This window comes from Kitasatospora sp. NPDC033851 (assembly GCF_055576085.1).
This window is the reverse complement of record NZ_JBVIRL010000024.1, coordinates 74,898-101,683: the sequence shown is the minus strand read 5'-3', so window position 1 is coordinate 101,683 and position 26,786 is coordinate 74,898. Positions and strand designations below refer to the sequence as shown.

At 77.5% G+C, this 26,786-nt stretch carries 3 protein-coding genes (1 of these 3 only partly in view); all 3 read right to left on the bottom strand.

Going from position 1 to position 26,786, the window contains the following annotated elements; all coding sequences use genetic code 11:
* Positions 1–162: 162 nt before the first annotated feature.
* Tightly spaced (each overlapping or abutting the next), the 3 genes in view from ACZ51D_RS33865 to ACZ51D_RS33855 form a layout consistent with a single transcriptional unit that may run on beyond the window.
* The gene (locus tag ACZ51D_RS33865; RefSeq protein ID WP_465664399.1) at positions 163–9,456 is read right to left on the bottom strand and encodes an SDR family NAD(P)-dependent oxidoreductase; all 9,294 of its coding nucleotides are present in this window, start codon (positions 9,454–9,456) and stop codon (positions 163–165) included.
* Complete coding sequence (locus tag ACZ51D_RS33860; protein ID WP_465664398.1) at positions 9,453–16,397, bottom strand: SDR family NAD(P)-dependent oxidoreductase; 6,945 nt, start codon at positions 16,395–16,397, stop codon at positions 9,453–9,455. Before ACZ51D_RS33860 ends, ACZ51D_RS33865 begins: the two co-directional genes overlap by 4 nt.
* Positions 16,397–26,786: the 3' portion of an SDR family NAD(P)-dependent oxidoreductase gene (locus tag ACZ51D_RS33855; protein WP_465664397.1), read on the bottom strand. 9,077 nt of this gene lie beyond the right edge of the window; 10,390 of the gene's 19,467 nt are visible here — the last part of the coding sequence; its start codon lies beyond the right edge, outside the window — the gene reads right to left on this strand; the stop codon is at positions 16,397–16,399. The genes ACZ51D_RS33860 and ACZ51D_RS33855 overlap by 1 nt, the downstream gene beginning before the upstream one ends.

Genomic DNA, 26,786 nt, shown 5'->3' with positions numbered 1-26,786 from the left:
AGAAAACATCGGGATCCTCGCACTCCGGCATCAACTGCCGGTCCTGCAAGGCCCCCGCAAAGCCACCACCTCCGGGGGTGCGGCCCGGGACGCCGCTCGCCCCGCCACCGCCCCGGGGTGGGGGCGGTGGCGGGGCGAGCGGGTCGGCCGGGGAGCGGCGGATCAGTCCATCGCGGCGGCCAGCCGGTCGATGACGAGGTCCGCCAGGATCTGCGGCGTCGGGTTCTCGTACAGCACGTCGGCGGCCCAGTCGAGGCCGGTCAGTGCGACGAGGTGGTCGCGCAGCTCGATCGCCGTGACGGAGGTGAGACCGAGGTCGAAGAACTCGTCCTCGACGCCCACCTCGTCGACGGACTCGTGCCCCAGCACCGCGGCCACCAGTCCGCGGACACCGCCCAGGACGGCGTCCTGCCACTGGTCGCGCGGCAACGCGGCCAGCGCCAGCCAGAGTTCGGCCTCCCGGTTGGGGCCGGCCTCGGGCTCGTCCTCTGCGGTATCCGCCGCGTCCGCGGCAGGAGCGGCGGGAGCGGCGGGAGCGGCGGGAGCGGCGGGAGCGGCGGGAGCGGCGGGAGCGGCGTCGGGCTCGACGGCCACGGGCACAGGCACGGCCACGGAAACAACCGGCGCGGAGACCTCGGGCGCGGGGGCCGTGGCCCCCGCCGCCTCGGTCCCGGTGGCGGCAGCCCCCGGCGTCGCAGCGGGAAGCGCGTCCCCGTCGACGAGGCGGACCGCAGGCTCACCCGCCGTCAGCGCCCGGAACAGCCCGGCCGCCGCCGCCCGCGGGTCCAGCCCCGGAGCGACCGCCACCGCGACCGCGGAGCGACCGAGGGCGAGGATCCCGGCCGACGGCTCCGCCACCCGCTCCCCCACCGACACGACGGCGACCAGCGGTACCGTCCCGTCCCTCCCGACCGTCCCCGGGTCCACCCCGGCCCCGACGATCGCCGCCGTCGGCGCCACCGCGCCTTCCGCCTCGGCGAGCCGGACGGCACCGGGCGGGCAGGGGGAGCCCCCCGCCACCAGGCAGCGGGCGCCGAGACGCCGTACCTCCTCGGCCACCGCCCCGGCGAGCCCGTCCGGGAGGCCGGCCAGCAGGACGTCGCCCGCCGGGCGCCACCGCTCGGCCGGTTCCACCGTCCGGTACTCGCGCACGGACACGCCGTCCGCCTCGATCCTGGCCTCGGGGTGCCCCTCGGCGATCACCGCGCAGAGCCGGGCCCGGGCCCGGGCGTCGACCACCGGCGGCAGGATCACCAGGTGGTCGCCGACCGGGTCGCCGCCGTCCGTGCCGAGGGCCCACCGCGGGACGCCGGGCGCCGCGACCGGTTCGGCCCCGGGCAGCGCGACGACGAGGTCCGGCCGCTCGGCGCCGCCCGTCCGCACGCGTGCGCCGTGCCGGGCCAGGGCCCCGGCGAGCGCGTCGGCCAGGTCGTCGTCGCCCCCGGGCGGGGCGAGGAGCAGCACGTCCCGGTCGAGGGCCGGGGCCGGGCCGTCCGGGACGCGCCGCCACCGGGCCGTCTGCACGACGGGGAGCCGGGCGCCGGAGCGCAGCCGGCCGAGGGCCGCGAGGATCTCGGCGGGCGTCTCGTCCCCCCGCAGGTCGAGCAGGCCCAGCGCCGAGGCGACGTCGTCGTTCTCCAGGGCGGACCAGAGCGGGGCGAGCACGGTGTCCGCCGGGGCGGGCGCCACGGGCTCGGGCACCGCGGGCGCCGCTTCGACGGCCTTCGGCACGACGACCTCGGGCCAGTAGTGCCGGCTGCGGAACGCGTACCGCGGCAGCGACACCCGGCGCAGCGGCCTGCCCTCGTGGACGGCCGCCCAGTCCACCGGCACCCCGTGGGTGTGCAGGGCGCCCAGCGCCTCGGTGGCCGCGCGGACGTCCGTCCGGTCCCGTCGCAGCAGGGCGACCGGGCGGACCGGGAGGTCCGGAAGGCACACCGCGGCGGCCGGGGCCAGCACCGCGTCGGGGCCGAGCTCCAGGAACGCGGTCGCCCCGTCCTCGTGGGCGCGGCGGACGGCGTCGGAGAAGCGGACCGATCCGCGCAGCTGGTCCACCCAGTAGTCGGCGGAGTCCATCGGCGCGTCGGTGCGGACGGTGGAGACGACCGGGATCCCGGCCGTCCCGAACCGCACCGCCGCGGCCACCTCGCGGAACTCGGCGAGCGCCGGCTCCACGAGCGGCGAGTGGAAGGCGATGCCCACGTTCAGCCGGCGGGTGCGGTGCCCGCGGGCCACGAGCTCGGCGGCGACCGCCGTCACGGCCTCGTCCTCCCCCGAGAGCACCACGGCCGCGGGACCGTTGACGGCGGCGATCGCCACCCGGTCCGCCCGGCCGTCGAGCAGGGCGAGCACCTCCTCCTCGGAGGCCCGGACCGACATCATCGCGCCGCCCGGCGGGAGGGCGCCGAGCACCCGGCCCCGGGCGGCCACCAGCGCGGCGGCCCGGTCGAGCGGGATCAGGCCGGACACGCAGGCGGCGGAGAGCTCGCCGACGGAGTGGCCGATCAGGAGGTCCGGCGTCACGCCCCAGGAGGACAGCAGCCGGAACTGGGCCACCTGGAGGGCGAACAGCGCCGCCTGGGTGTACTCGGTGCGGTCGAGCGGCCCCTCCTCGCCGAAGACCGCCTCGCGCAGCGGGCTGCCCAGGTCGAAGAGCCCGCAGACCTCGTCGAAGGCCCGCGCGTAGACCGGGAAGGTCTCGTACAGTTCCCGTCCCATGCCCGGGAGTTGGCTGCCCTGCCCGGTGAACAGCAGGGCGAGCCGGGGCCGGCCGGCCGTCGCGCGGCGCAGGCCCGGGTCGGTCCGGCCGTCCGCCAGGGCGGTCAGCGCGGTACGGATCGCCGACTCGTCCGCGCCGGTCACCGCCGCCCGGTACCGCTGGGCGGACCGGGTGGTGGCCAGGGCGCGGGCGACGGCGGGCAGGTCCGTGGTGTCCGCCGCCAGCAGGCGGGCGGCCTGGGCGGACAGCGCCGCCTCGGAGCGCGCCGACAGCAGCCACGGCACGCCCTCCAGGTCGGGCCCGGCCGACTCGGCGACGGGCGCCGCCGGCGGCTGCTCGATCACCACGTGGGCGTTGGTCCCGCTGATCCCGAACGAGGACACGCCCATCCGGCGGGGGCCCGGCCGCTCGGGCCAGGGCTGGGCCGAGCTCAGCAGGGCGACGTTCCCGGTGCTCCAGTCGACGTGCGGTGACGGCTCGTCGAGGTGCAGGCTGCGCGGCAGCAGCCCGTGCCGGATGGACAGCACGGCCTTGATGACGCCGGCGATGCCGGCCGCCGCCTGCACGTGCCCGAGGTTGGACTTGAGCGAGCCCAGCCAGAGCGGCTCCGGGCGGTCCTGGCCGTAGACCGCCAGCACCGCTTGGGCCTCGATCGGGTCGCCGAGCGCCGTGCCGGTGCCGTGCCCCTCGATCGCGTCCACGTCGACGGGGCGCAGGCCGCCGGCGGCGAGGGCCGCCCGCATCACCTGTTCCTGGGCGCGGCCGTTGGGCGCGGTGAGGCCGTTGCTCGCGCCGTCGGAGTTCACCGCGCTGGCGCGCAGCACGGCCAGCACCTCGTGGCCGAGGGCGCGGGCCCGGGAGAGGCGCTCGACGAGCACCATGCCGACCCCCTCGCCGAGCGCGGTGCCGTCGGCCGCGGCGGCGAACGGCTTGCAGCGGCCGTCGGCGGCCAGTCCGCGCTGGCGGCTGAACTCGACGAACACCATCGGCGTCGAGAGCACCGTGACGCCGCCGGCCAGCGCGAGGTCGCACTCCCCCGCCCGGACGGACTGGGCGGCGAGGTGCAGGGCGACCAGGGAGGACGAGCAGGCGGTGTCGACGGTGATGGTCGGGCCCTCCAGGCCGTAGCTGTAGGCGACCCGGCCGGACAGCACGCCGCCGCCGACGCCGGGGGCGAGGAAGCCCTCGGCCGCCGCGCCCTCCAGGAGGCGGCCGTAGTCCTGGTACATGGAGCCGACGAACACGCCGGTGCGGGTGCCGCGCAGCGTGGCCGGGTCGATCCCGGCGTCCTCGCAGGCCTCCCAGACGGTCTCCAGCAGGAGGCGCTGCTGCGGGTCCATCGCGGCGGCCTCGCGCGGCGACACCCCGAAGAAGGCCGCGTCGAAGGTGGTCGCGCCGGCCATGAAGCCACCGTGCCGGACGTAGCTGCGCCCGGCGGCGGCCGGGTCCGGGTCGTACCGGTCGACCGGCCAGCCGCGGTCCTCGGGGAAGGGGCCGATGCCGTCGCGTTCGGCGCTCAGCAGCTCCCAGAGGTCCTCCGGCGTGGCGACGCCGCCGGGGAGCCGGCAGCCGATCCCGACGAGGACGACGGGGTCGTCCGCGTCGGCCTGCCGGGAGGCGGCCGCGACGGGCGCCGAGGCCTGCGCGCCGGCCAGCAGGTCGTCCAGGTGGCGGGCCAGCGCGGCCGGGTTGGGGTGGCTGAAGACCACGGTCGCGGGCAGCCGCAGGCCGGTGGCGGCGGAGAGCCGGTTGCGCAGTTCGACGGAGCTGACCGAACCGAAGCCGACGTCCTTGAAGGCCCGGTCGGGGTCGACGCCGTCCGCCGAGCCGTGGCCGAGGACGGCGGCGGCGTGCGCGGCCACCAGGTCGAGCAGCACCCGCTGCCGGTCGGCCGGGGTCTTGCCGGCCAGGCGGGCGCCCAGTTCGGGGTCGACGGCCACGCCGCCGCCGGCGGCGGTGCGGCGGGCCGGCGCACCGACCAGGGCGCGCAGCGGGGCGGGCACCCCGTCGCCCATCGCGCGCAGGGTGGCCGGGTCGAGCCGGATGGGTGCGAGCACCGGCTCGTCGGAGGCGAGGGCGCCGTCCAGGGCGGCGAGGCCGGCGCGGTCGGACAGCGCGAGGAAGCCCGAGCGGCCGAAGCCGTCGCGGTCGACCCCCTCGGTCATGGTGCTCTCGGCCTCCCACAGGCCCCAGGCCAGGGAGACCCCCGGCAGGCCCCGGGCGTGGCGCAGCCGGATCAGGGCGTCGAGTCCGGCGTTGGCCGCCGCGTAGTTGGCCTGTCCGAACCCGCCGAGCAGGCCGGCCGCCGAGGAGAAGAACACCAGCCGCGCGTCGGGCAGCAGGGTGTGCAGGTGCAGGGCCGCGTCGAGCTTGGGTGCCAGCACCCGGGTGAGGCGCTCCGGCGTCAGGTCGGTGACCAGGACGTCGTCCAGGACGCCCGCGGCGTGGACGACGGTGGTGAAGCCGGCGCCGTCGACCAGCCGGGCCAGTGCGGCGCGGTCGGAGACGTCGCAGGCCGCCGCCTCGACCGTCGCGCCGGCGGTGGTCAGCGCGTCGACGAGCTCGGCCGCGCCGGGGGTCCGTGCGCCGCGCCGGCCGACCAGCACCAGGTCGCGCACGCCGTGCGCGTCGACCAGGTGGCGGGCGACGAGCTGCCCGAGGGTGCCGAAGGCCCCGGTGACCAGGACCTTGCCGAGCCCCGCGGCCGGGTCCTCGGCCGGGTCGGCGGCCGGGTCGGCGGTCGGCGCCGTGCGTTCCAGCCGGAGCACCGTGGCGGCGCCGTCGGCCAGCGCGATCTGCGGCTCACCGGCGGCCAGCGCGGCGGGTACCGCGGTGAGCGTGGCGTCGGAGTCGTCGGCCAGGTCGAGCAGCAGGAAGCGGTCGGGGTGCTCGACCTGGGCGGAGCGCACCAGGCCGGCCACGGCGGCCTCGGCGACGTCCTCGCGCACCCGGCGGGTGACCACCACGAGGGTCGCGGCCGCGGAGCCCTCGTCCGCGAGCCACTCCTGCACCGTGGTGAGCGCGCTCGCCACGGCGGCGGCCGGCTCACCGGTCGGCGCCGGGACCAGGACGAACGGCGCGGTGCCGGTGGCGGGCTGACGCTTCAGCAGCGCGGCGAGGTCCGGGTCGGGCACCGCGAAGTCGACCGCGGCGCCGTCGGGCAGGGCGCGGCCCACCCAGGCGGGGCGCAGCAGGTCGCGGCTGTCCGACCGGCCCAGGGCGCCCTCGGGCAGCGCGCGCAGCACGAGCGTGTCCACCGTGGCGACCGGCGCGCCCGACGGGTCGGCCAGCTCGATCCGGACGGCGTCGGGCCCGGCCGCGGTGACGGCCACCCGGACGGAGTCGGCGCCGACGGCGTGGACGCGCACGCCCGTCCACTCGAAGGGCAGCGAGGGCCGGTAGGGCGGCCCGGTGAGGAAGCCGCCGAGCGCCACCGGGTGGAGGCAGGCGTCGAGCAGCGCGGGGTGCAGCACGAAGCCGTCCGGCTCGGTGCCGGGCAGCGCGACCTCGGCGAACACGGCGCCGTCGCGGCCGCGCCACAGCGCCCGCACACCGCGGAAGGCCGGGCCGTACGGGAGCCCGGCGCCGCGCAGCCGGGCGTAGAGCTCCTCCACGTCGAGCGGTTCGGCGTCGGCCGGCGGCCAGGCGACCGGCGTGGGCGCCGGTCGGGCGTCGTCGGGCAGCAGGACGGCGGTGGCGTGGGTGGTCCAGTGATCCGTCCCGCCGGTGCGGGTGTGCAGGGTCAGTGCGCGGGAGCCGTCCTCGGCGGGCGCCGCGACGTCGAGCCGCACCCGGACCTCGGCGTCCTCGGGCAGGACGACCGGGGTGAGCAGGGTGAGCTGGTCGACGACCGCGCAGCCCACCTCGTCGCCGGCCCGGGCGGCCAGTTCGGTGATGGCCGCGCCCGGCAGCACCACCAGTCCGTCGACGACGTGGTCGGCCAGCCAGGGCAGGGCGGTCAGGGAGAGCCGGCCGGTCAGGACGGTCTGCTCGCCGCCCAGGCAGGCCCGCAGGACGGGGTGGTCGACGAGGTCCAGGCCCAAGGCGGCCGGGTCGTCGTCGGCGCGCCAGTACGGCTCGGTGACGAAGGCGGTGGTGGGGAGCTCGACGCGGCGGGCGCCGGGCCACACCGCCGACCAGTCCGGCCGCACCCCCCTGACGTGCAACTGGGCGAGCGCGGTGAGCAGTTGGGCCCGGCCGCCCTCGTCGCGGCGCAGGGTGTGCACGACCGCGACGTCTGCGTCGAGCGCCTCGACGGTCTCCTGCGCCCCATTGGTGACCACCGGGTGCGGGCTGACCTCCAGCAGGGTCGTGCAACCGCGCCGGACCAGCGCGGTGACGGCCTCGTCGAAGCGGACCGTCTCGCGCAGGTTGCGGTACCAGTAGTCGGCGTCGAAGGCGTCGTCGCCGTCGATCCACCGGCCTTCGACGGAGGAGAAGAACGGCACCTCGGGGGCGCGCGGGCGCACCGGTGCGAGCGCCTCCAGGACCTGGTCGCGGACGGCCTCGACGTGGAAGCAGTGCGAGGCGTAGTCGACGTCGACCCGGCGGGCCCGCACCTCCTCGGCCTCGCAGGCGGCGAGGAGCTCGTCCAGCGCGTCGACGTCACCGGAGACGACCGCCGAGGACGTGCCGTTGACGGCGGCGACCGCCAGTCGGCCGTCCCAGCGGCCGAGCCGCTCGCGGACCTGGTCGGCGGGCAGCGCGACGGACATCATCCCGCCGCGGCCGGAGAGTGCCGGCAGCGCCCGGCTGCGCAGGGCGACCACCCGGGCGGCGTCCTCCAGGGTGAGCGCGCCGGCCACGCAGGCCGCGGCGATCTCGCCCTGGCTGTGGCCGACCACGGCGGTGGGCCGGATGCCCAGCGAGCGCCAGACCTCGGCGAGGGCGACCATCACGGCGAACAGGGCGGGCTGGACGACGTCGACCCGCTCCAGGTCCCCCGCGCCGCGCAGCACGGCCTCCAGGTCGAAGTCGACGTGCGGGGCGAGCGCGGCCGCGCACTCGGCGATCCGGGCCCGGAACACCTCGTCGGTGTCCAGCAGTTCCACCGCCATGTCCCGCCACTGCGAGCCCTGGCCCGGGAAGAGGAAGGCCACCCCGCCGGCCGGGCCGACGGTGCCCTCGACCACGGCCGCCGAGGGGCGGCCGGCCGCGAGTTCGGCCAGACCGGCCGTCAGCTCGGCGCGGTCGGCGCCGCGGACGACGGCGCGGTGCTCGTGCGCGGCCCGGGTGGTGGCCAGCGAGAGGGCGACGTCGCCCTCCCGCAGCGCGGGCCGGGCGGCCAGGTACCCGGTCAGCGCCTCGGCCTGGGCGCGCAGCCCGGCGGCCGACCGGCCGGACAGCGCCCAGGTCCACGGCCCGGGGGCGTCCTCGGCGGGTTCGTCCCGGTCGGCCGCCGCGGGCGGTTCCTCCAGGATCACGTGGGCGTTGGTGCCGCTGACGCCGAACGAGGAGACGCCCGCCCGCCGGGGTTCGGCGCCGGCCGGCCAGGGCGAGTCCTCGGCCAGCAGTTCCACGGCGCCCGCCGACCAGTCGACGTACGGGCTGGGCTCGTCCAGGTGCAGGGTCCTGGGCAGCACGCCGTGGCGCATCGCCATGACCATCTTGATGATCCCGGCGACACCGGCCGCGGCCTGGGTGTGCCCGAGGTTGGACTTGATCGAGCCCAGTCGCAGCGGCTCGGCGCGCTCCTTGCCGTAGGCGGCGAGCACGGCCTGCGCCTCCACCGGGTCGCCCAGCGGGGTGCCGGTGCCGTGCGCCTCGACCACGTCGACCTGGGCGGGGGTGAGGCCCGCGTCGACCAGGGCCTCGCGGATGACCCGCTGCTGGGCGGGGCCGTTGGGGGCGGTCAGGCCGTTGCTGGCGCCGTCCTGGTTGATCGCGCTGCCGCGCACCACCGCGAGGACCGGCCGGCCGGCCTCGAGCGCCGCCGACAGCCGCTCGACCACGAGGACGCCGATGCCCTCGGACCACGCGGTGCCGTCGGCGGCGGCGGCGAACGGCTTGCAGCGCCCGTCGGGGGCCAGCCCGCGCTGGCGGCTGAACTCGACGAAGGCGGTCGGGGTCGCCAGCACCGTCGCACCGCCCACCAGCGCCATGTCGCACTCGCCGCGCCGCAGGGCCTTGACAGCCAGGTGCAGGGCGACCAGCGAGGAGGAGCAGGCGGTGTCCACGGTGACGGCGGGGCCGCGCAGGCCGAGCTGGTAGGCCACCCGCCCGGAGACGACGCTGCCCGCGCCCTGGGCTCCCGGGTAGTCGTGGTGCATCACGCCGGTGTAGACGCCGGTGCGGCTCTCCCGCAGGGCGGTCGGGTCCAGGCCGGCCCGTTCCACGGCCTCCCAGGAGGCCTGGAGGATCATCCGCTGCTGCGGATCGGTGTAGTGGGCCTCCTTGGGCGAGATGCCGAAGAACCCGGCGTCGAACTCGGCGGCGTCGTGCAGGAACCCGCCCTGCATGACGGTGGTCGTGCCGGGGTGGTCCGGGTCGGGGTGGTAGAGCGCCTCGAGGTCCCAGCCGCGGTTGGCGGGGAACCGGCTGATGCCGTCCCGGCCCTCGGCGACCAGCTTCCACAGGTCGTCGGGCGAGGCGACGCCGCCGGGGTAGCGGCAGGCCATGCCGACGATCGCGATCGGCTCGGCGGAGCGGTCCTGGAGGTCGCGTAGTCGGCGCTTGGTCGACTGGAGTTCCGCGGTGACCCGCCGCAGGTACTCGCGCAGCTTGTCGTCGGTGGTCATCGGGTACGGTCCTCCAGTCCCGGCAGCGGGCTGCCGAGTTCAGCGTCGATCAGGGCGAAGACCTCGTCGTCGGTCGCGGTCTCGAAGGGGTCGAGCGATCCCGGCGCGGCGTGCGGCGTCAGCTCGTCGAGCAGGCCGCGGACGCGTTCGGCGGCCCGGTCGCGGGCGAGGTCGTCGGTGGCGGCGGCGGTGAGCTCGGCGGCCAGCCGGTCGAAGGCCGCGAACAGCGACGGCAGGTCGCCCGAACGGTCCGCGCCGCCGAGCCGCTCGTCGAGGTGGACGACCAGCTCGGCCGGGGTGGGGTGGTCGAAGACCAGGGTGGCCTCCAGGGTCAGGCCGAGCGCGGCGCCGAGCCGGTTGCGGAACTCGACCGAGCTCAGCGAGTCGAAGCCGAGCTCCTGGAAGGAGCGGTCGGACTCGATCGCACCGGCGTCGGCGTAGCCGAGCACCGCGGCGGCCTGGCCGCGGACGACGGCCGACAGGCGGGTGCGCCGCTCGTCCGGGTCGAGCGCGGCGAGCCCGGCGAGGGCGGGGTCGGCCGTCGCGGGCGCGGGCCGCACGAGCGCGCGCAGCAGGTGCGGGACGGCGGCGGACCGGCCGGGGGTGAGGCGGATCGCGGCCACCTCCGGTTCGGTGCCGGCCAGGGCGGCGTCGAGCAGGCGCAGCGCGGCGTCCGCCGGCAGCAGCTCGATGCCGGCCCGGGCGAGCCGGGCGCGGTCGGCGGTCATGCCCTCGTCCGTCGCCCAGGGGCCCCAGGCCACCGAGACGGCGCGGCCGCCGCCCGCGACCCGGTGCCGGGCGAGGGCGTCGAGGAAGGCGTTGGCCGCGGCGTAGTTGCCCTGGCCGGGGCCGCCGAGGACGCCGGCGACCGAGGAGAACAGCACCAGGTCGGCGTCGGGCAGCAGCTCGTGCAGGTGGCTCGCGCCGTCGGCCTTCGGGCGCAGTACGGCGTCGAGGCGCTCGGCGTCGAGGGCGGTGACCACCCCGTCGTCGAGCACGCCCGCGGCGTGGATCACCGTGCCGACCGTCCGGCCGGCCAGCAGCGCGGCGAGCGCGGCGCGGTCGGCGACGTCGCAGGCGGCGGTCTCGACGCGGGCGTCGAGGCCGGCCAGGCCCTCCGGGGCCCGGCCGCTGCGGCTGACCAGCAGGAGGTCACGGACCCCGTGCCGCTCGACCAGGTGGCGGACGACCGGACCGGCGAGGGCGCCGGCGGCGCCGGTGACCAGGACGGTGCCGTGGTCGCGCGGCCCGGGTTCGGCGGCCTCGGCGGGCATCCGGACGAGGCGGGCCGCCCGGACGGCGCCGTCCCGCAGGGACAGCTGCGGCTCGTCGGAGCCCAGCGCGGCCGGCAGGTCGGTGAGGTCGTCGGCCTCGACCAGCGTGAACCGGCCGGGGTGCTCGGACTGCGCGGAGCGCACCAGGCCCCAGGCGGCGGCGGTGGCCGGGTCGGGCGCCGTGGTGAGCAGGACGAGCCGGGCGGTGGCGTACCGCTCCCCCGCCAGCCACTCCTGGATCAGGTCGAGCACCCGCCGGGTGAGCGCGCGGGCGGCTGCGCCGTCCGGCCCGTCGGAGGCGACGGGCAGCACGACCACCGGCGGCACGTCCGCCAGCGCGGACAGCTCCGCGGCCCGGACGACCTCGGCGCCGGACGCTGTCAGGGCGGCCGCGGCGCCGGCCGGGTCGGCGCCGACCACCGCGTAGCGGGCGGCCCGCTCCGGCCGGGGCGGGTCCACCGGGACCCACTCGACCCGGTACAGCGGGTCGGCGGGGGCACCGGCCGGGCGCAGGACGACCGACTCGACGGTCGCCACCGGGCGGCCGGCCGGGTCGGTGAGCCGCACCTCGACGGTGTCGGGGCCCAGGTGGGCGACCCTGGCCCGGGCGGCCGTCGCCCCGGGGTTGTGCACCCGGACGCCCGACCAGGCGAACGGCAGCCGCGGGCGGTCGCCGTCGATGACGCCGGTCAGCGCCACCGCGTGCAGGGCGGAGTCGAGCAGCACCGGGTGCAGGGCGTACGGCCCGGCGTCCCCGCCGGGCACGAGCACGTCGGCGTACACGGCCTCGCCGGCGCGCCAGGCCCGGCGCAGCCCCTGGAAGGCCGGTCCGTACCCGGTCAGGCCCTGGTAGAGCCGGGTGACGTCGATCTCCTCGGCGTCGCCGGGCAGCGGCGGGGTGCTCGGGGTGTCGGCGGGGGCGGGGTCGAGGGCACCGGTGGCGTGCCGGGTCCAGGCGCCGCCGGTCGGGCGGGCGTGCAGCTCGAACTCGCGTCGGCCGTCCGCGTCGGCGGGCCGGACGGTGACCCGCAGGTCGGCGTCGTCGAACAGCAGCGGGGCCTGGATCACCAGCTCGGCGATCCGGGGGCGGCCGAGCCGGGCCCCGGCGTGCAGGACCAGCTCGACGAGGAAGGCGCCCGGGACGATGGCGGTGCCGTCCACGGTGTGGTCGGCCAGCCAGGGCTGGTCCGCCCGGGACGTCCGCGCGGTGAGCACGTCCCCGTCGGCCAGTTCGACCAGCTCGACCGCCTCGGCCCGCGGGCGGGCGCCCGCGGGGGCGGTCTCGACCCAGTGGCGCTCGCGGGCGAACGGGTAGCCGGGCAGCGACAGCCGGCGCGGGCGCGCGGGCGGGGCGAGGGTGATCTCGGCGCCCTCGACCCAGGCGCCGGCGAGGGTCCGCAGGTCGCCGGCCGCGACGGGCGCCGCGGCGCGCCGGCGGCGGCCGCGGTGGCCGGTCCCGGCGCGCAGGGCCTCGATGAGCTCGGCGGTGGTGGTGGCGACGACGGCGAGCCGCTCGTCCAGGTGGTCGCGGCCGGCCCAGAGGGTGTAGGCGAGCGCCTCCAGGTCCACTGCGGGGGCCCGCGTCGCGAGCCGGGCCGCCAGGTCGGCGGGGGTGGTCCCCTCGTCGATCGGCGGCCGGACGCCGAAGGCCGCCTCGACGCGGTGCGCGAGTTCGGCCAACCGCGGGTAGTCGAGGCCGAGTTCGGCCAGCGGCTCGCGCGGGTCGGCCTGGAAGCCGACCACCTCGGTCAGGATCGCCTCCAGCGCCGACGCGGTGTCTCCGTCGGCCGTCCGCTCCAGGTGGGCGATCAACTCCTCGACCACGGTGTCGAGTCGGGTGACGTCCTTGGCGGAGAGCACGAACAGCCGGGGTTCGGCCGGCGCCGGCGCGACCGCCTCGGCGGGGTGCTCGGCGAGCACCAGGTGGGCGTTGGAGCCGCCCGCGCCGAAGGAGCTGATCGCCGCCGTGCGCGGCCCGCCCTCGCGCGGCGCCCACGGCTCGGTGGCGCGCTGCACCCGGAAGCGCGAACCGTCCCAGTCCACGGCGGGGTTGAGCGGGTCGGCGTGCAGGGAGGGCACCAGCTGCCGGTGCCGGAACTGGAGCACGACCTTGCTGACGGCGGCGATGCCGGCGGCCGACTCCAAGTGGCCGATGTTCGACTTGACCGAACCGATCGGCCAGGGGCCGCGACCGGCGCCGGCCTGGTCGAACGCCCGCTCCAGGGCGTCGAGTTCGATCGGGTCGCCGAGGCTGGTGCCGGTGCCGTGCGCCTCCAGGTAGCCGAGCTCGGCCGGGTCCACGCCCGAGTCCGCCAGCGACCGGGCGATCAGCGCGGCCTGGGAGGCCGGGTTGGGCACCGAGAAGCCGCCGGTGCGGCCGCCGTGATTGAGGGTCGTGCCGCGGATGACGGCGTGCACGTGGTCGCCGTCGCGCAGCGCGTCGCGCAGCGGGCGCAGCAGCACCACGCCGACGCCCTCGCCGGGCACGTAGCCGTCCCCGCCCTCGCCGAAGGCCCGGCAGCGGCCGTCGGTGGACAGGAAGGACGACTGGCTCAGCAGCAGGTACTTGTTGGGGTGGACGTGCAGGTTGACGCCGCCGGCCAGCGCCGCCTCGCAGTCGCCGCGCCGGATCGCCTCGACGGCGAGGTGGATCGCCGTCAGGGACGACGAGCACATGCTGTCGAGGGCGATGCTCGGCCCGCGCAGGTCGAGGAAGTACGAGACGCGGTTGGCGATCGAGGCGGCGAACGAGGACGGCACCAGGCCGGGTTCGTCCTGGACCCCGTACAGCTGGTACTGGTTGTACATCACCCCGGCGAACACACCGACGTCCCGGCCGCGCCAGGCCGAGGGGGCGTGGCCGGCCTCCTCGAACGCGTGCCACGCCTCCTGGAGGAACAGCCGCTCCTGCGGGTCCAGGACGGCGGCCTCGTTCGGCGAGATGTGGAAGAACGCGGCGTCGAACTCGTCGATGCCGTCGACGAAGCCGCCCCAGCGGCCGTAGGAGCGGCCGGGCAGTCCCTTGGTGTCGGTGTGGATCGCCCGGTGGTCCCAGCGGTCGGCGGGCACCTCGGTGATGCAGTCGCGGCCGGTGCGCAGGTTCGCCCAGAACTCGTCGAGGTCACGGGCCTTCGGGTAGCGTCCGCTGATCCCGACCACGGCGATCGCGTCGTCCCGGACGTCCGGGGCGGCGGTCCGCTCCACGGCGGCCGCGGGGGCCTGGGCGTGGACGCGCCCGACGGCCTGCACAGGGGCCTGCACAGGGGCCTGGGCGGCGGCCTGCACAGGGGCCGGCGCGGGAACGGGCTCGGCGGCCGGTTCCGCCACGGCCCCGAACTCGCCGGTGATCCGCTCCGCCGACCCGACGAGGGCGACCACGTGCGGGCGGCCGCTGCCGACCGCCGCCAGCAGGATGTCCACGGCGGTCGGGGTGTCCATCGGCCGCAGGCCCATCCGCCGCAGCCCGGCGGTGTCGAGCGGCATCCCGCCCTCGGCCCAGGCCGGCCAGCCGACCGAGACCACGCCCGGCTTCCCCTCCGCGAAGCCGTCCAGGAAGGCGTTGGCGCAGGCGTAGTCGGCCTGACCGGGGTTGCCCCACGCCCCCGCGGTGGAGGAGCAGAGCACCAGGAAGTCCAGCCCGAGGTCCCGGGTCGCCCCGTACAGGTGGCGGGCGCCGCCGAGCTTGGGCGCGAGCACCGCACGGACGTCCTCGGCGGCCTTGCCCGCGATCAGTCCGTCGCGCAGCACGCCGGCGGCGTGGACCACGCCGTGCAGCGCACCGAACCTGGACAGCGCCAGGTCGACGACGCGGCGCACGTCCTCGGCCCGGGTGACGTCGGCCGCCACCACGGCGACCTCCGCCCCGAGGGCGGTCAGCTCGGCGCTCACCGACGGGTCCGCGGCGGAGCGCCCGCAGAGCACCAGGCGGGCCCGGACGGTCCGGGCCAAGTGGCGGGCCAGGGCCAGGCCCGCCCCGCCGAGGCCGCCGGTGATCAGGTAGACGCCCCGGTCGCGCAGCCGCGCGGGGCGCTCCGGGGCCGGTACCGGCCGGACGTCCCGGACCTCGCGCCGCCCGTCGGTGTACCGCACGTCCGGGTCCGGGACGCCGGCGGCGAGTTCCGCCAGCGCGTCGGCCGTGTACGGGGAGCGCACCACGCCGGCCCGGACGTCCGGCTGCTCCCGGCGCAGGGTCCGGAACAGGGCCGCGACGGCCGCGACGGGTGCGTCGGCGGCGAGGTGGAGGGCGAGGCGGACCTGCCCGCGGCGCGCGCGCAGCAGGGCCGCGGCGAACCCGGTCAGGGCGACCGCCTCGGCCGCGAGGTCCTGCGGATCGGCGGGGATCCAGAGCACGTCCGCGGCGTCGGAGCCCGCGAGCAGGGCCGGCCAGTCGTGTGGGGTGGTCGCGTCGACGGTCAGCACGGCGGCCGGCGGCGCGGCCGCGGGCAGCGGCGCCGCCCGCCAGTGCGGTGCGAACCAGACCACCTCGGCGGGGGGTTCCTCGGCGGCCGGCTCTTCGGCGGGCGGCTCTTCGGCGGGAGCGGCCTGCGCCGCCGGGGCGGCCGGGGCCGGTACGGGGCCCGCCACCGGCTCGAACTCCCGCAGGTGCTCGGCCAGGGCCGCGAAGGTGTTGTGCTCGAACAGCAGCGTCGGCGAGAAGTCCCGGCCGAACGCGCCCTCCAGGTCCGCGGCGATGCCCAGCAGGGCCGAGGAGTCCAGGCCCAGCTCGTAGAAGCCCGCCTCCTCGTCGAACTCCGCCCGGTCGAGGCGGTCGGTGAGCAGTCGGCGCACGACCTCCTCGCCCGACTCCCGGGCCGGCGCGGCGGCCTCCAGCCGGGTGATCGCGGCCTCGTCCCGGACCCGCTTGGACGTCAGGCCCCGCAGCCAGAGCCGCAGTTGCCCGTGCTCGTCGTGGAAGCGCAGGTCACAGGTGGTCAGGTCGCCGTCCACACCGGCCGGGCGCGGCGGCGCCGCGACCACCAGGGAGCGCGTCCCGAGCGGGCCGCGGGCGCGGAACGACTCGATCAGCATCGGGATGTACGGCCGCGCGCCGCCGCCCACGTCCGCGGTGGCGAACACCGTCGGCAGCAGCGTCGAGGAGTCCAGTCCGGCCGGGTGCAGATGGAAGTACTCGGCGTAGTCCGCGGCCTGCGGGCTCAGCGAGAGGTCCGCCAGCATCTCCCCGGCCCCGACGTACAGGGTGCCGCGGGCCCGCATGAAGTCCCCGTGCTCGATGCCGGTGCGCCGCACGGTCGCGTACAGCTCCGCCATGTCGACGGTGCGGGTGGCCCGCGCGCGCAGCGCGGCCAGGTCCGTCGACTCCGCGGGGAACGGCAGGTCGAGCAGGAGCCGGCAGTCGAACAGCGGCTCCACCTCGCCCGACGGCCGCCGGGTGCCGGTGGCCGACACCCGGTAGCCGTCACCCTCGGCGGTGAACCGGATCGTCACCTCGGTGTCGAAGTCCGGTCCGGCCGCCGCCGGGTTGCGGAACAGCAGCCGGCGCAGCTCCACCCGCTCGGTGTCGACCCCGTGGGCCAGCAGGATGCGGTAGATCATGTCGAGGAACGACACGCCGGGCAGGATGCGCGTGCCGTGCACCCGGTGGTCGCGCAGCACCGGGTCGGCCCCTCGCACCACCACGGTGCAGGTCAGGCCATCCAACGCGATCATTACTTTCCTCCCGGCACGGACTGGAACTGGAGCTCGAAGAACGGCGCCGGCACTGCGGGCCCGGACGCCGGGGCGGTCGCAGGGGCGGACGCGGGGGCGGACGCGGGGACGGACGCGGGGACGGACGCGGGGACGGCCGGCTGCACCGGCCCGGACGCGGGGGCCGCCGGCTGCGCCGCCCGGTCGAACCAGAACCACCGCCGCCGGTAGCGGGGCGGATCCAGCGGCGTCCGCGACGGTACGTGCCCGGCCGGCGCCTGGCGCACCACCAGGTGCGCGTTGGTGCCGCCGAACCCGAACGAGCTGACGGCGGCCCGGCGGACGCCCTCGTGGCCCTCGAACGGCCGCAGCTCCCGGACCGGGAACAGCGGCGACTCGTCGAACCGGAAGCGCCGGTTGAGCGTCGCGCAGTGCAGCGTGGGCGGCAGCTGCGCGTGGTGGACGGAGAGCACGACCTTGATCAGTCCGGCGATGCCGGCCGCGCTCAGGGTGTGGCCGATGTTGGTCTTCACGCTGCCGACGCCGCAGAAGCCGATCTCGTCGGTGGCGCCGCGGAAGGCCTCGGTGAGCGCCTTCAGCTCCATCGGGTCACCGATCATCGTGCCGGTGCCGTGCGCCTCCACGTAGCCGATCTGCGTCGGACGGACGCCCGCGTCCGCCAGCGCCCGCTCGATCACCTCCCGCTGCGCGCGGGGGTTCGGCGTGGTGATGCCCATGGTGCGGCCGTCGTTGTTGACGGCCCCGCCCTCGATCACCGCGTAGACCCGGTCGCCGTCCCGCTCGGCGTCGGCCAGCCGCTTGAGCAGCAGCATGCCCGCGCCCTCGCCGAGGACGATGCCGTCGGCCCGCTCGTCGAAGGTGTGGCAGCGGCCGGTCGGCGACAGCGCGCCGGCCTCGCTCATGCCGATGAACGGCACCTCGTCGAGGAGGATCTCCGCACCGCCGGCGAACGCCAGGTCGGACTCCCCGCTCCGCAGGCTCTGCGCGGCCAGGTGCACCGCGACCAGCGCCGAGGAGCAGGCCGAGTCGACCACCACGGACGGGCCGCGCAGGTCGAGGAAGTGGGACAGCTGGGCGGCGATGAAGTTCTGCGCCACCCCGCTGATCGCCTGCGGTCCGCCCGAGCCGTGGTGCGCACCGAAGTTGGCCGCCCGGGCGCCCGCGAAGACGCCCACCCGCCGGCCGCCGACGTCGGCGGCGGTCAGCCCGGCGTCCGCCAGGCACTCCGCGCCGGTCTCCAGGACCTGGCGGACCAGCGGGTCGATGTGCGCGGCGCCCGCCGGGTCCAGCCGGAAGTACTCCGGGTCGAACTGCTCGATGCCCTCCAGGAAGCCGCCCCACTTGCTGATGGTGGTGCCGGGCTCCTGGGCGGGGCGCCAGAACCGCTCCTGGTCCCAGCGGGACGCCGGCACCTCGGTCACCGAGTCCGTCCCGGACGCCAGGTTCCGCCAGAACGAGGACTGGTCGGGCGCACCGGGGAAGTGGGCGGCGATCCCGATGACGGCGATGCCGTCCCGCGGCGCCGCCGCCGTCCGGGCGGCCCCGGACGACTCGGCGGAGGCCGTCACCTCGGCACGCTCGGGCACCTCGGCGCAAGCAGGCGCCTCGGCACGCTCGGGCACGTCGGCGCAAGCAGGCGCCTCGGCACGCTCGGGCACCTCGGCGGACGTCGGCACCGCCACGGACACCGGCGCCGCCACGGCGGGCAGGTCCGGGACCTGGTCCCGCAGCGCCTCCGCGAGCAGTGCCACGGTCGGGTTCTCCAGCACCGCCGACGGCTCGGCGACTACCCCGAGCTCCCGCTCCAGGGCGGCCAGGATCTGGGCGATCATGATCGAGTCCACCCCGAGGTCGGCGAAGTCGGCGCCCGGCTCCACCTGCGCGGGGTCCATCCGCAGCGTCCCCGCGATCACCTCGGTCAGCCGCCGGACCAGGTCCTCCCCGGCCCGGCCGGACGGCGCCACCGCGGTCGCGGCGGCCCCGGACGGCCCGGCGGGGGCGGCGTTCCCGCCCCGAGCGGCCTCCGGCCGGCCGGGCGCCGGCACCGCGAGCAGCGCGCCGGCGTCGAACCGCCCGCCGTCCACCACGCAGGGCAGCACGACCGGCTCCGCGGCGGCCATCGCCCGGTCCAGCAGGTCCAGTCCGACCTCCGGCTCGACGGCCCGCAGGCCGAGGCCGCGGTACGCCGCGGTGTCGACCTCGGGCATGCCCGCCGACCGCCAGCTCGGCCACTGGACGGAGCGCACGAGCGGCCCGCCCGTCGCGGCCCGGTACTCGGCGAGGCGGTCCAGCGTGGAGTTGGCCAGCGCGTAGTCGCTCATGCCGACCGCCAGCGCGGGCACCTGCCCGGCGACGGACGAGTACAGCACGACGAACCGCAGCGGGTCCTGCGCACACGCGTCCAGCAGGCCCTGGAGCCCCGTCGTCTTGGGTTCGAGCACCCGGCTGACGTCGGCCATCCGCTTGCCGATGAAGGCCGGGTCGGTCATCACCCCGAGGCCGGCGCAGTGCACGATCCCGGCGATCGGGCCCAGCTCGCGCCGGGCGCGGTCGATCACCTCGCCGATCCGCTCCGGCGGGGCGCTCTCGACCGCCACCCGGACGCCCGGGCGGTCGAGCGCCGCGAGGTCCCGCAGGCGGGCCGCCAGGGCGGGATCGGTGGCCGGGTCGGCCAGCAGGGCCGGCCAGGCGGCCCGCTCGGGCAGCTCGGTGCGGCCGAGCAGGACGAGCCGGTCGGCGCCCCGGTCGAGCAGCCGGGCCGCCACCAGCCGGCCGAGGGCGCCCGTCCCGCCGGTGATCACCACCGTCCGCCCGGCCAGGTCCGCGGACCAGTCGGTGCCCGGCGCGGCCTCGGCGGCCTCCCGCAGCACCGGCGTGTGCCGCACGCCGCCGCGCACGCAGACCTCGGTCACCGGGTCGGTCGCGCCGAGTTCGGCCGCGACCGCCGCCCGCAGCGCGGCCGGCTCCAGGGAGTCGACGTCGAGCGTGCGGGCGAGGATCCCGCGGTACTCGGCGGTGAGCATCCGGACCAGGCCCGCGAGCCCGGCACCCCGCAGGGTGGGCCGCTCGGCGCGGAACGTGGTCAGGCCGTGCGTCAGGTGGAGGTAGGCGAAACCTCCGGCCCGGTGGGCCGCGACCAGCTCGCGCAGGAGCGCGATCCGGGCCGGGTCGGCCGCCACCACGTCGGTGGGCACGGTCGACACGTCGACCAGGTCGACGACCGCCCCGACCCGGCCGAGCGCGGCCGCGAGCTTCGCGCCGGCGGCCTCGTCGTCGCCGTCCAGCCGGAGCAGCTCGGCCGCCGGGCCGAACGCGGCCCGGGCCAGCGGCTCGGTCTCGGCGCTCACCAACGCCACGATCCCGCCCGGCAGTTCGGCCCCGGGCAGCGGCGCGGCCACCCAGTCCTTCACCAGCAGCAGCGAGGACGGCGCGTCCGGCTGCCGCACCGGCTCGGGCGCGGTGCCGCCCGCCAGCCAGTGCCGTACGCGGGCGAACGGGTAGGTCGGCAGGGACACCAGCGGCGGCCGGTCGGCGCGCAGCGCGCTCCAGTCGATGTCGGCGCCGTCCTGCCAGAGCCGGGCGATCCGGTCGAGCCGGCCCTCGCGGACCAGCCGCGCCAGGTAGCTCGCGCCCTCCGGCTCGGCGAGCCAGACGTGGTCCCCGGCGGTGCCGCCGCCGGCGGAGCCGCCGGCGAGGAAGGCGGCCAGCAGCTCGCGCAGCTGCGCCGTCGACCCGGCGACCACGGCCAGCCGCACCGCCATCGGCACCCGCCCGACCTGGGAGGTGAAGGCGAGCGAGGACAGCGACGGCGCCGAGCCCTCGGGCAGGCCGTCCAGGTGCGCCACGGTCGCGGCCGCGTACCGGCGCAGCGCGTCCTCGGTCCGGGCGGAGAGCACGAACACCTCGTGCTCCGCCGCGGGCCCGGTCGCGGTGGCGGGCGGCGCGGTCGGCGGCTCCTCCAGCACGACATGCGCGTTGACGCCGCCGAAGCCGAAGGAGCTCACCCCGGCGCGCAGCGGCAGCGGCGCGCCGGCGGCGTCCACGGGTTCCCACGGGGTGGCGGCGCCGACCGGCTCGAACGGCGTGCCGTCGAGGTCGATCAGCGGGTTGAGCGTGCGCAGGTGGAGGGTCGGCGGCAGGGTCCGGTGCCGCATCGCCAGGACCACCTTGATCACTCCGGCGATGCCGGCGGCGGGCTCCAGGTGGCCGATGTTGCTCTTCACCGTCCCGATGCCGCAGGCGGCGGCCGGGCCGGTGGCGAGCGCGCGGTGGGCCCGGGTCAGGCCGTCGATCTCCACCGGGTCGCCGAGCGGGGTGCCGGTGCCGTGCAGTTCGACGTAGGACACCGTCTCGATCGGCACGCCGGCGTCGCGGTAGGCGTCCACCAGCAGGTCGGCCTGGGCCAGCGGGTTCGGCGCGGTCAGCGAGGACGCGTGTCCGCCGTGGTTGACGGCGCTTCCCCGGATGACTGCGTGCACCCGGTCGCCGTCGGCGAGCGCGCGGGCCAGCGGCTTCAGCACCAGCACGCCCACGCCCTCCCCCTTGACGTAGCCGTCGGCCGCCGCGTCCAGCGCCTTGCACCGGCCGTCCGGCGAGAGCACGCCGAGCTGGTTGCCCGCGACCACGGTCTGCGGCGAGAGCACCAGGCTCACCCCGCCGGCGATGGCCAGGTCGCTCTCCCCGGACCGCAGGGCGCGGACGGCGCGGTGCAGCGCCACCAGCGAGCTGGAGCAGGCGGTGTCGATGCTCTCGCTCGGGCCGCGCAGGTCCAGCAGGTACGAGATGCGGTTGGCCAGCATCGTCCGCGCCAGCCCGGTGCCGGCGTGGGCGTTGACCTGCCCGCCGCCCATCACCATCGCCTCGTAGTCGTTGAACTGCACGCCCGCGAAGACGCACACCCGGCGCCCGGCGAGCCGGTCCGCCCGGCAGCCGGCGTCCTCCAGCGCCGCCCAGGTGTGTTCCAGGAACAGCCGGTGCTGGGGGTCGATCACCTCGGCCTCGGCCGGCGAGATCTTGAAGAACCGCGCGTCGAAGCGGTCGACGTCGTCGAGGAAGCCGCCCCACCGGGCGGTGCCGCCGAAGCGCCGGGACACCTCCCGCCAGTCCCAGCGGTCGGCGGGGGTCTCGGTCACGAGGTCCCGTCCGTCCGCGAGGTGGTGCCAGAACCCGTCCAGGTCGGCCGAGCCCGGGAACCGGCCGGCCATGCCGATGACGGCGATCGCGTCGTCCTCGGCCGGTGCCGCCTCCCGCACCGCGGAGGCGACGGCCTCCGGGCGCGGTGCCGCGGCGGCCGGGACCGCTGCGGGTGCGGCGGGCGCCGCGGGCGCGACCGGTGCGGCGGGCGCCACGGGCGCGGCGGGCCGGCCCAGTCCCGGGTACTCCTCGGCGAGGTGCCGGGCGAGCTTGCCGATGGTGTTCGCACCGAACAGCGTCGTGGTCGGAACCGACACGCCGTAGCGCTCCTCGATCGCGGCGGACAGCGACTGGAGACCGAAGGAGTCCAGCCCGTACTCGCCGAAACCGGCCTGCGGGTCGAGCGCCGCCGGCGCCAGGCCCAGGTTCTCCGCGATCATCTCCCGGAGCCGGTCCGCCAGTTCACCCGCGGCGTCGACCCCCACCGACCGGACCACCGGTACGGCGGCCGGCACCACGGCCGGCTCGACGACCGGCACCACGGTCGGCGCCGCGACCGGCTCGGCCGGGCGCAGGACCTCGCGGGTCCGCATCGACGCGACCTGCTCGCGCATCCGCTCCGGCTCCCCCGGCAGCACGGCCACCTGGGGCCGGCCCAGGCGCAGCACCACGTCGAGCAGCCGCTCGCCCTCCTCGGCCTCCAGGTAGCGGAAGCCGGTGGCGGCGAGGTAGCGGCTCTCGTCCTCCGGGTCCACGTGCATGCCGCCGTCGCGCCACATCGGCCAGTCGATCGAGACGGTGCGCCCGCTGCGGCCGCCCGCCGTGCGCAGCGCCTCGCGCTCCTCGGCGAAGCCGTCCAGGAAGCGGGCGCCCACCGCGTAGTCGACCAGGCCGTAGTCACCGAGCTGGCCCGCGAGCGAGGAGTACAGCACGAAGAGGTCCAGCGACTCGCCCGCGGTCACCTCGTCGAGCACCCTGGTGCCCTCGAAGCGCGCCCGCAGGTGCGTGCGGAACTCCGCGACGTCCTTGCCGGGCAGCGGCGTGCGGGAGGCGGTGGCGGCCAGGTGGAAGACGCCGTTCAGCCCGCCCCACTGCTCCCTGACGGCGGCGACGACCGCCGCCATGGCGGCCCGGTCCTCGACCGCGGCCCGGAAGTACCGCACCTCGCCGAGCGTGCGCAGCTCGGCGAGCTCCGCGGCCCGGTCCGCCTCCGGCGACCGGCCGGTGAGGGCCACCTTGGCCCCGCGGGCCAGCAGGGTGCGGGCGAGCAGCAGGCCGAGCCCGCCGGTGCCGCCGGTGACCAGGTGGACGCCGCCCGGGCGCAGCGGGGACGGCTGCGCGGGCCGCGGGGCGATCTCGGTCAGCAGCCGGACCACCCGGCCGGTCTCCGAGAGGCGGACGGCGGCTCCGGAGAGGCGCTCGGCCGCGACCTCGGCGAGCAGCGCGGCCTGGCCGACCCGGCCGGCCACCCGCACCACGCAGACGGCCATGCCGGGCAGGGCGGCCCGCAGCGAGGCCTCGAAGCCGCCCCACGCCTCCGCCATGGCGCCCTCGGGCACCAGGACCTGGAGCCGCGCCGGGGCCCGGGAGGCCATCAGCGCGCGGGCGAGCAGGAACACCGACTCGGTGCCGAGGTCCGCGCGGTCCGGGGTGAGCAGCGGCCACTGGTGCACGATGCGGTCGGCGGGGACGGCCAGCAGCCGGGCGTAGTCCTCGGGCTCGGCGGGTCGGATCGTGACGGTGTCGCCGTCCTCGGCATACCTGGTGCCGGCCCGGACGTGCACGGCGCCGGGGACCGGCAGGTCACCGAAGACCAGCACCCGGTCGGTGCGCGGCACGGCCGGCGGCACGGGCTCGGCCGCCCACTCCGCCGCGAACAGGCTGACCGGCGCGGCCGGTTCGGCCACCGGCGCCGGGGCGCCGTCGGTGAACCAGTGCCGCTCGGCGGCGAAGGGGTAGCCGGGCAGGGAGCGCAGCGCCGGTGCCCCGGTCCGCCGGGCGGCCCAGTCGACGGTCGCGCCGCGCACCCAGGCGGCGGCCGCCGCCTCGTCGTCACCGTGGCCGTCGAAGGGCTCGGGGTCGGTGCCCCGCTCGACGCGGCCGAGGTGCAGGCCCGCGGTGTCCCCGGCGAGGAACCGCCGCAGGGTGGCGAGCGCGTGGTCGGCCGAACCGGTGACGAACGCCAGGCGTTCGGCGTGCAGGGCGCGGCCGCTCTGCAGGGTGTGCGCGGTCGCGGCGAGGTCCGGCGTCCAGCTCTCCGGCCTGTCCAGGAACGCCTGCGCGTGGGCGCGCAGCCGCTCCCCGTCGCGCGCGGAGAAGGTGAGGACGACCGGGGCGGTGGTCGCGGCCGGCTCGTCGTCGGCGCGGTACTCCTCCAGGACGACGTGGGCGTTGACCCCGCCGTAGCCGAACGAGCTCACGCCCGCGCGGCGCGGCACGTCGGGGGCCGACGGCAGCCAGTCGCGGCCGGCCGCGGCGACCTCGAACGGGGTCCCGGCGAGCGCCAGGTGGGGGTTGGGCCGCGGCCCGTGCGGGTCGCCGGTGATCCGGCCGTGCCGCATCGACAGCAGCACCCGCAGGACGGCGGCGATGCCGGCGGCCGGTTCGAGGTGCCCGATGGTGTTCTTGAGCGCGCCGAGGGCGCAGTGCGGCGCCGAGGGCGCCGGGTGGCCCCAGTCGCGGTAGAGCTCCGCGAAGGCCTGGCGCAGTCCGTTGGTCTCGGCGGGGTCGCCGATGACCGTCCCGGTGCCGTGCGTCTCGATGTAGCCGACGGTCGCCGGATCGACGCCGGCGGCGCGGTGCGCCTTGACGATGACCTCGGCCTGGGCGCGCGGGTTGGGCGCCGTCAACGAGTTGGACCGCCCGCCGTGGTTGACGGCGGTGCCGCGCAGCACCGCGAGGACGGGGTTGCCGTCGGCGCGGGCCCGGCTGAGCCGCTTGAGCACGACGGCTCCGACGCCCTCGCCGCGCACGTAGCCGGCGGCGTCGTCGTCGAAGGCCCGGCCGACGCCGTCCGGGCTGAGCATCCCGGCCCGTTCGAGGGAGGCGAAGGTCACCGGCGACAGCATCAGGCTGACGCCGCCCGCGATGACGGTGTCGCAGTGCCCGAGGTACAGGGCCTCGGCCGCGCGGTGCAGGGCGACCAGCGAGCTGGAGCAGGCGGTGTCCACGGGCTCGCTGGGGCCGCGCAGGTCGAGGTGGTAGGAGACCCGGTTGGCCAGCATGGACGGGGTCAGGCCGGTCGACGCGTAGGCGTCGGTGGCGGTGCCGGAGCGCTGGACCAGCTCGGCGTACTCGGAGGAACCGACGCCGACGAACAGGCCGGTGTCGGTGCCGGCGAGGGAGGTCGGGTCGATGCCGGCGTCCTCCAGGGCCGTCCACACGGTGCGCAGCAGCAGGCGCTGGCGGGGGTCCATCCAACGGGCCTCGCGCGGGGAGATGCCGAAGAACAGCGGGTCGAACCGGTCGATGTCCGGCATGAAGCCGGCCCGGGTGATCCGGGTCCGGTCGGGGTGCAGCGCCGGGTCGCCGTGGTGGGCGCGGGCGTCCCAGCGGTCCTCGGGCACCTTCTCGAAGAGGTCGCCGCCGCGCTGCAGGTTGGCCCAGAAGGCGTCCAGGTCGGCGGACCCGGGCAGGGTCCCGGCCATGCCCACGATCACCACCGGGTCGTCCTCGGCCGGGGTGACCGCGACCGGCGCCTCGACCGCGACGGCCGGGGCGGCCGGGGCGGCCGGGGCCTCCGCCGGGGCGGGCCGGTCCGCCTCGGGGAGGGCGTCCGGGTACTCGCGCGCCAGCCAGGCGGCGAGTTCCTTCGGGGTGGGGGTGGCCAGCAGCTGGTCCGGGCCGACCGGCACCGCGAAGGCCTCGGAGACCTCGCCGGCCAGCCGGACCAGGCTCAGCGAGTCCAGGCCGTGGTCGTGGAAGGAGCCGGCCGGGTCGAGGTCGGCCACCGGGTAGCCGCTGACGTCGCCCAGCAGGCGCAGCACCGCGGCCAGCACACGGGTGCCGTCCGCCACGGCCGTCCGGGCGGTCGGAGCGGCGGAGGCCGGGGCGGCGGGGGCGGTCGGGGCGACCGCGTCGATCCAGCAGCGGGTCCGCGCGAACGGGTACCCCGGCAGCGACAGCGGCCGGACCGCGCCCTGGTGGGCGCCCGCCCAGTCGAACGCCTCGCCGGCGGCCCAGCGGCGCGCGGTGTCCTCGGCGTCGGCGGACGGCACGGTGGCGGGGCCGGGCTCCGCGGTCGCGACGCCGGTGTACCCGCCCGGGCGCCCGGCGAGGAAGCCCGCCAGCGCGTCCGCGAACGCCTCCGCCGAGGAGGCGACGACGGCGAGGCGGTGCGCCTGGGCCTCCCGCCCGACCTGGAGGGTGTACGCCAGCCGGCCGAGGTCGACCCCGGCTCCGGCGCCGGCCGACCGGGTGGCCAGCTCGCGCAGCGTCGTCCCGCCGTGCACGGCCCCCGGGCGCACCGCGTCGGTGCGACCGATCAGCCGCACGATGGTGGCCGGGTCGAGGCCGAGCTCGTCGAGCGGCTCGTCCACCGCCGTGACGGGCACGCCCGCCGCGGCCGCGAGGTCCGCCACGTCGACGGCCGGGCGCGCGGCGCGCAGCCAGGCCAGCGTCCGCTCGGCGACCCGGCGCAGACCCTCCTCGTCCCGGGCCGAGAGCGGGAGGACGGCCGGGCCCGCCGGGGCGGCGACCGGTGCGTCCTGCCGGTACTCCTCCACCACGAGGTGGGCGTTGGAGCCGCCCGCGCCGAAGGCGCTGACGCCCGCGCGCAGCGGCCCGGGGCCGGTCCACGGCGCGAGGTCGCGCTGGACCCGGAACGGCACCCGGTTCCAGTCGACGGCCGGGTTGAGCCGGTCCGCGTGCAGGGAGGGCGCCAGTTCACGGGCCCTCAGCTGCAGCAGGACCTTGGTGAGCGCGGCGATGCCCGCCGCCGACTCCAGGTGCCCGAGGTTGGACTTCACCGAACCGAGGGCGATCGAGCCGGCCGGCAGGTCGCCGAAGGCGCGGACCAGCCCGGCCACTTCGGCCGGGTCGCCGAGCGCCGTCCCGGTACCGTGCGCCTCCACGTACGAGACGCTGCCCGGTTCGACGCCGGCCTCGCGCAGCGTCTCGGCGACGACCTCGGCCTGGGCGGCGGGGCTGGGCACGGCGAACCCGCCGGTCTTGCCGCCGTGGTTGAGGGCGCTGGCCAGGATGACGCCGAGGATCCGGTCGCCGTCGCGCTCCGCCGCGGCCAGCGGCTTGAGCAGG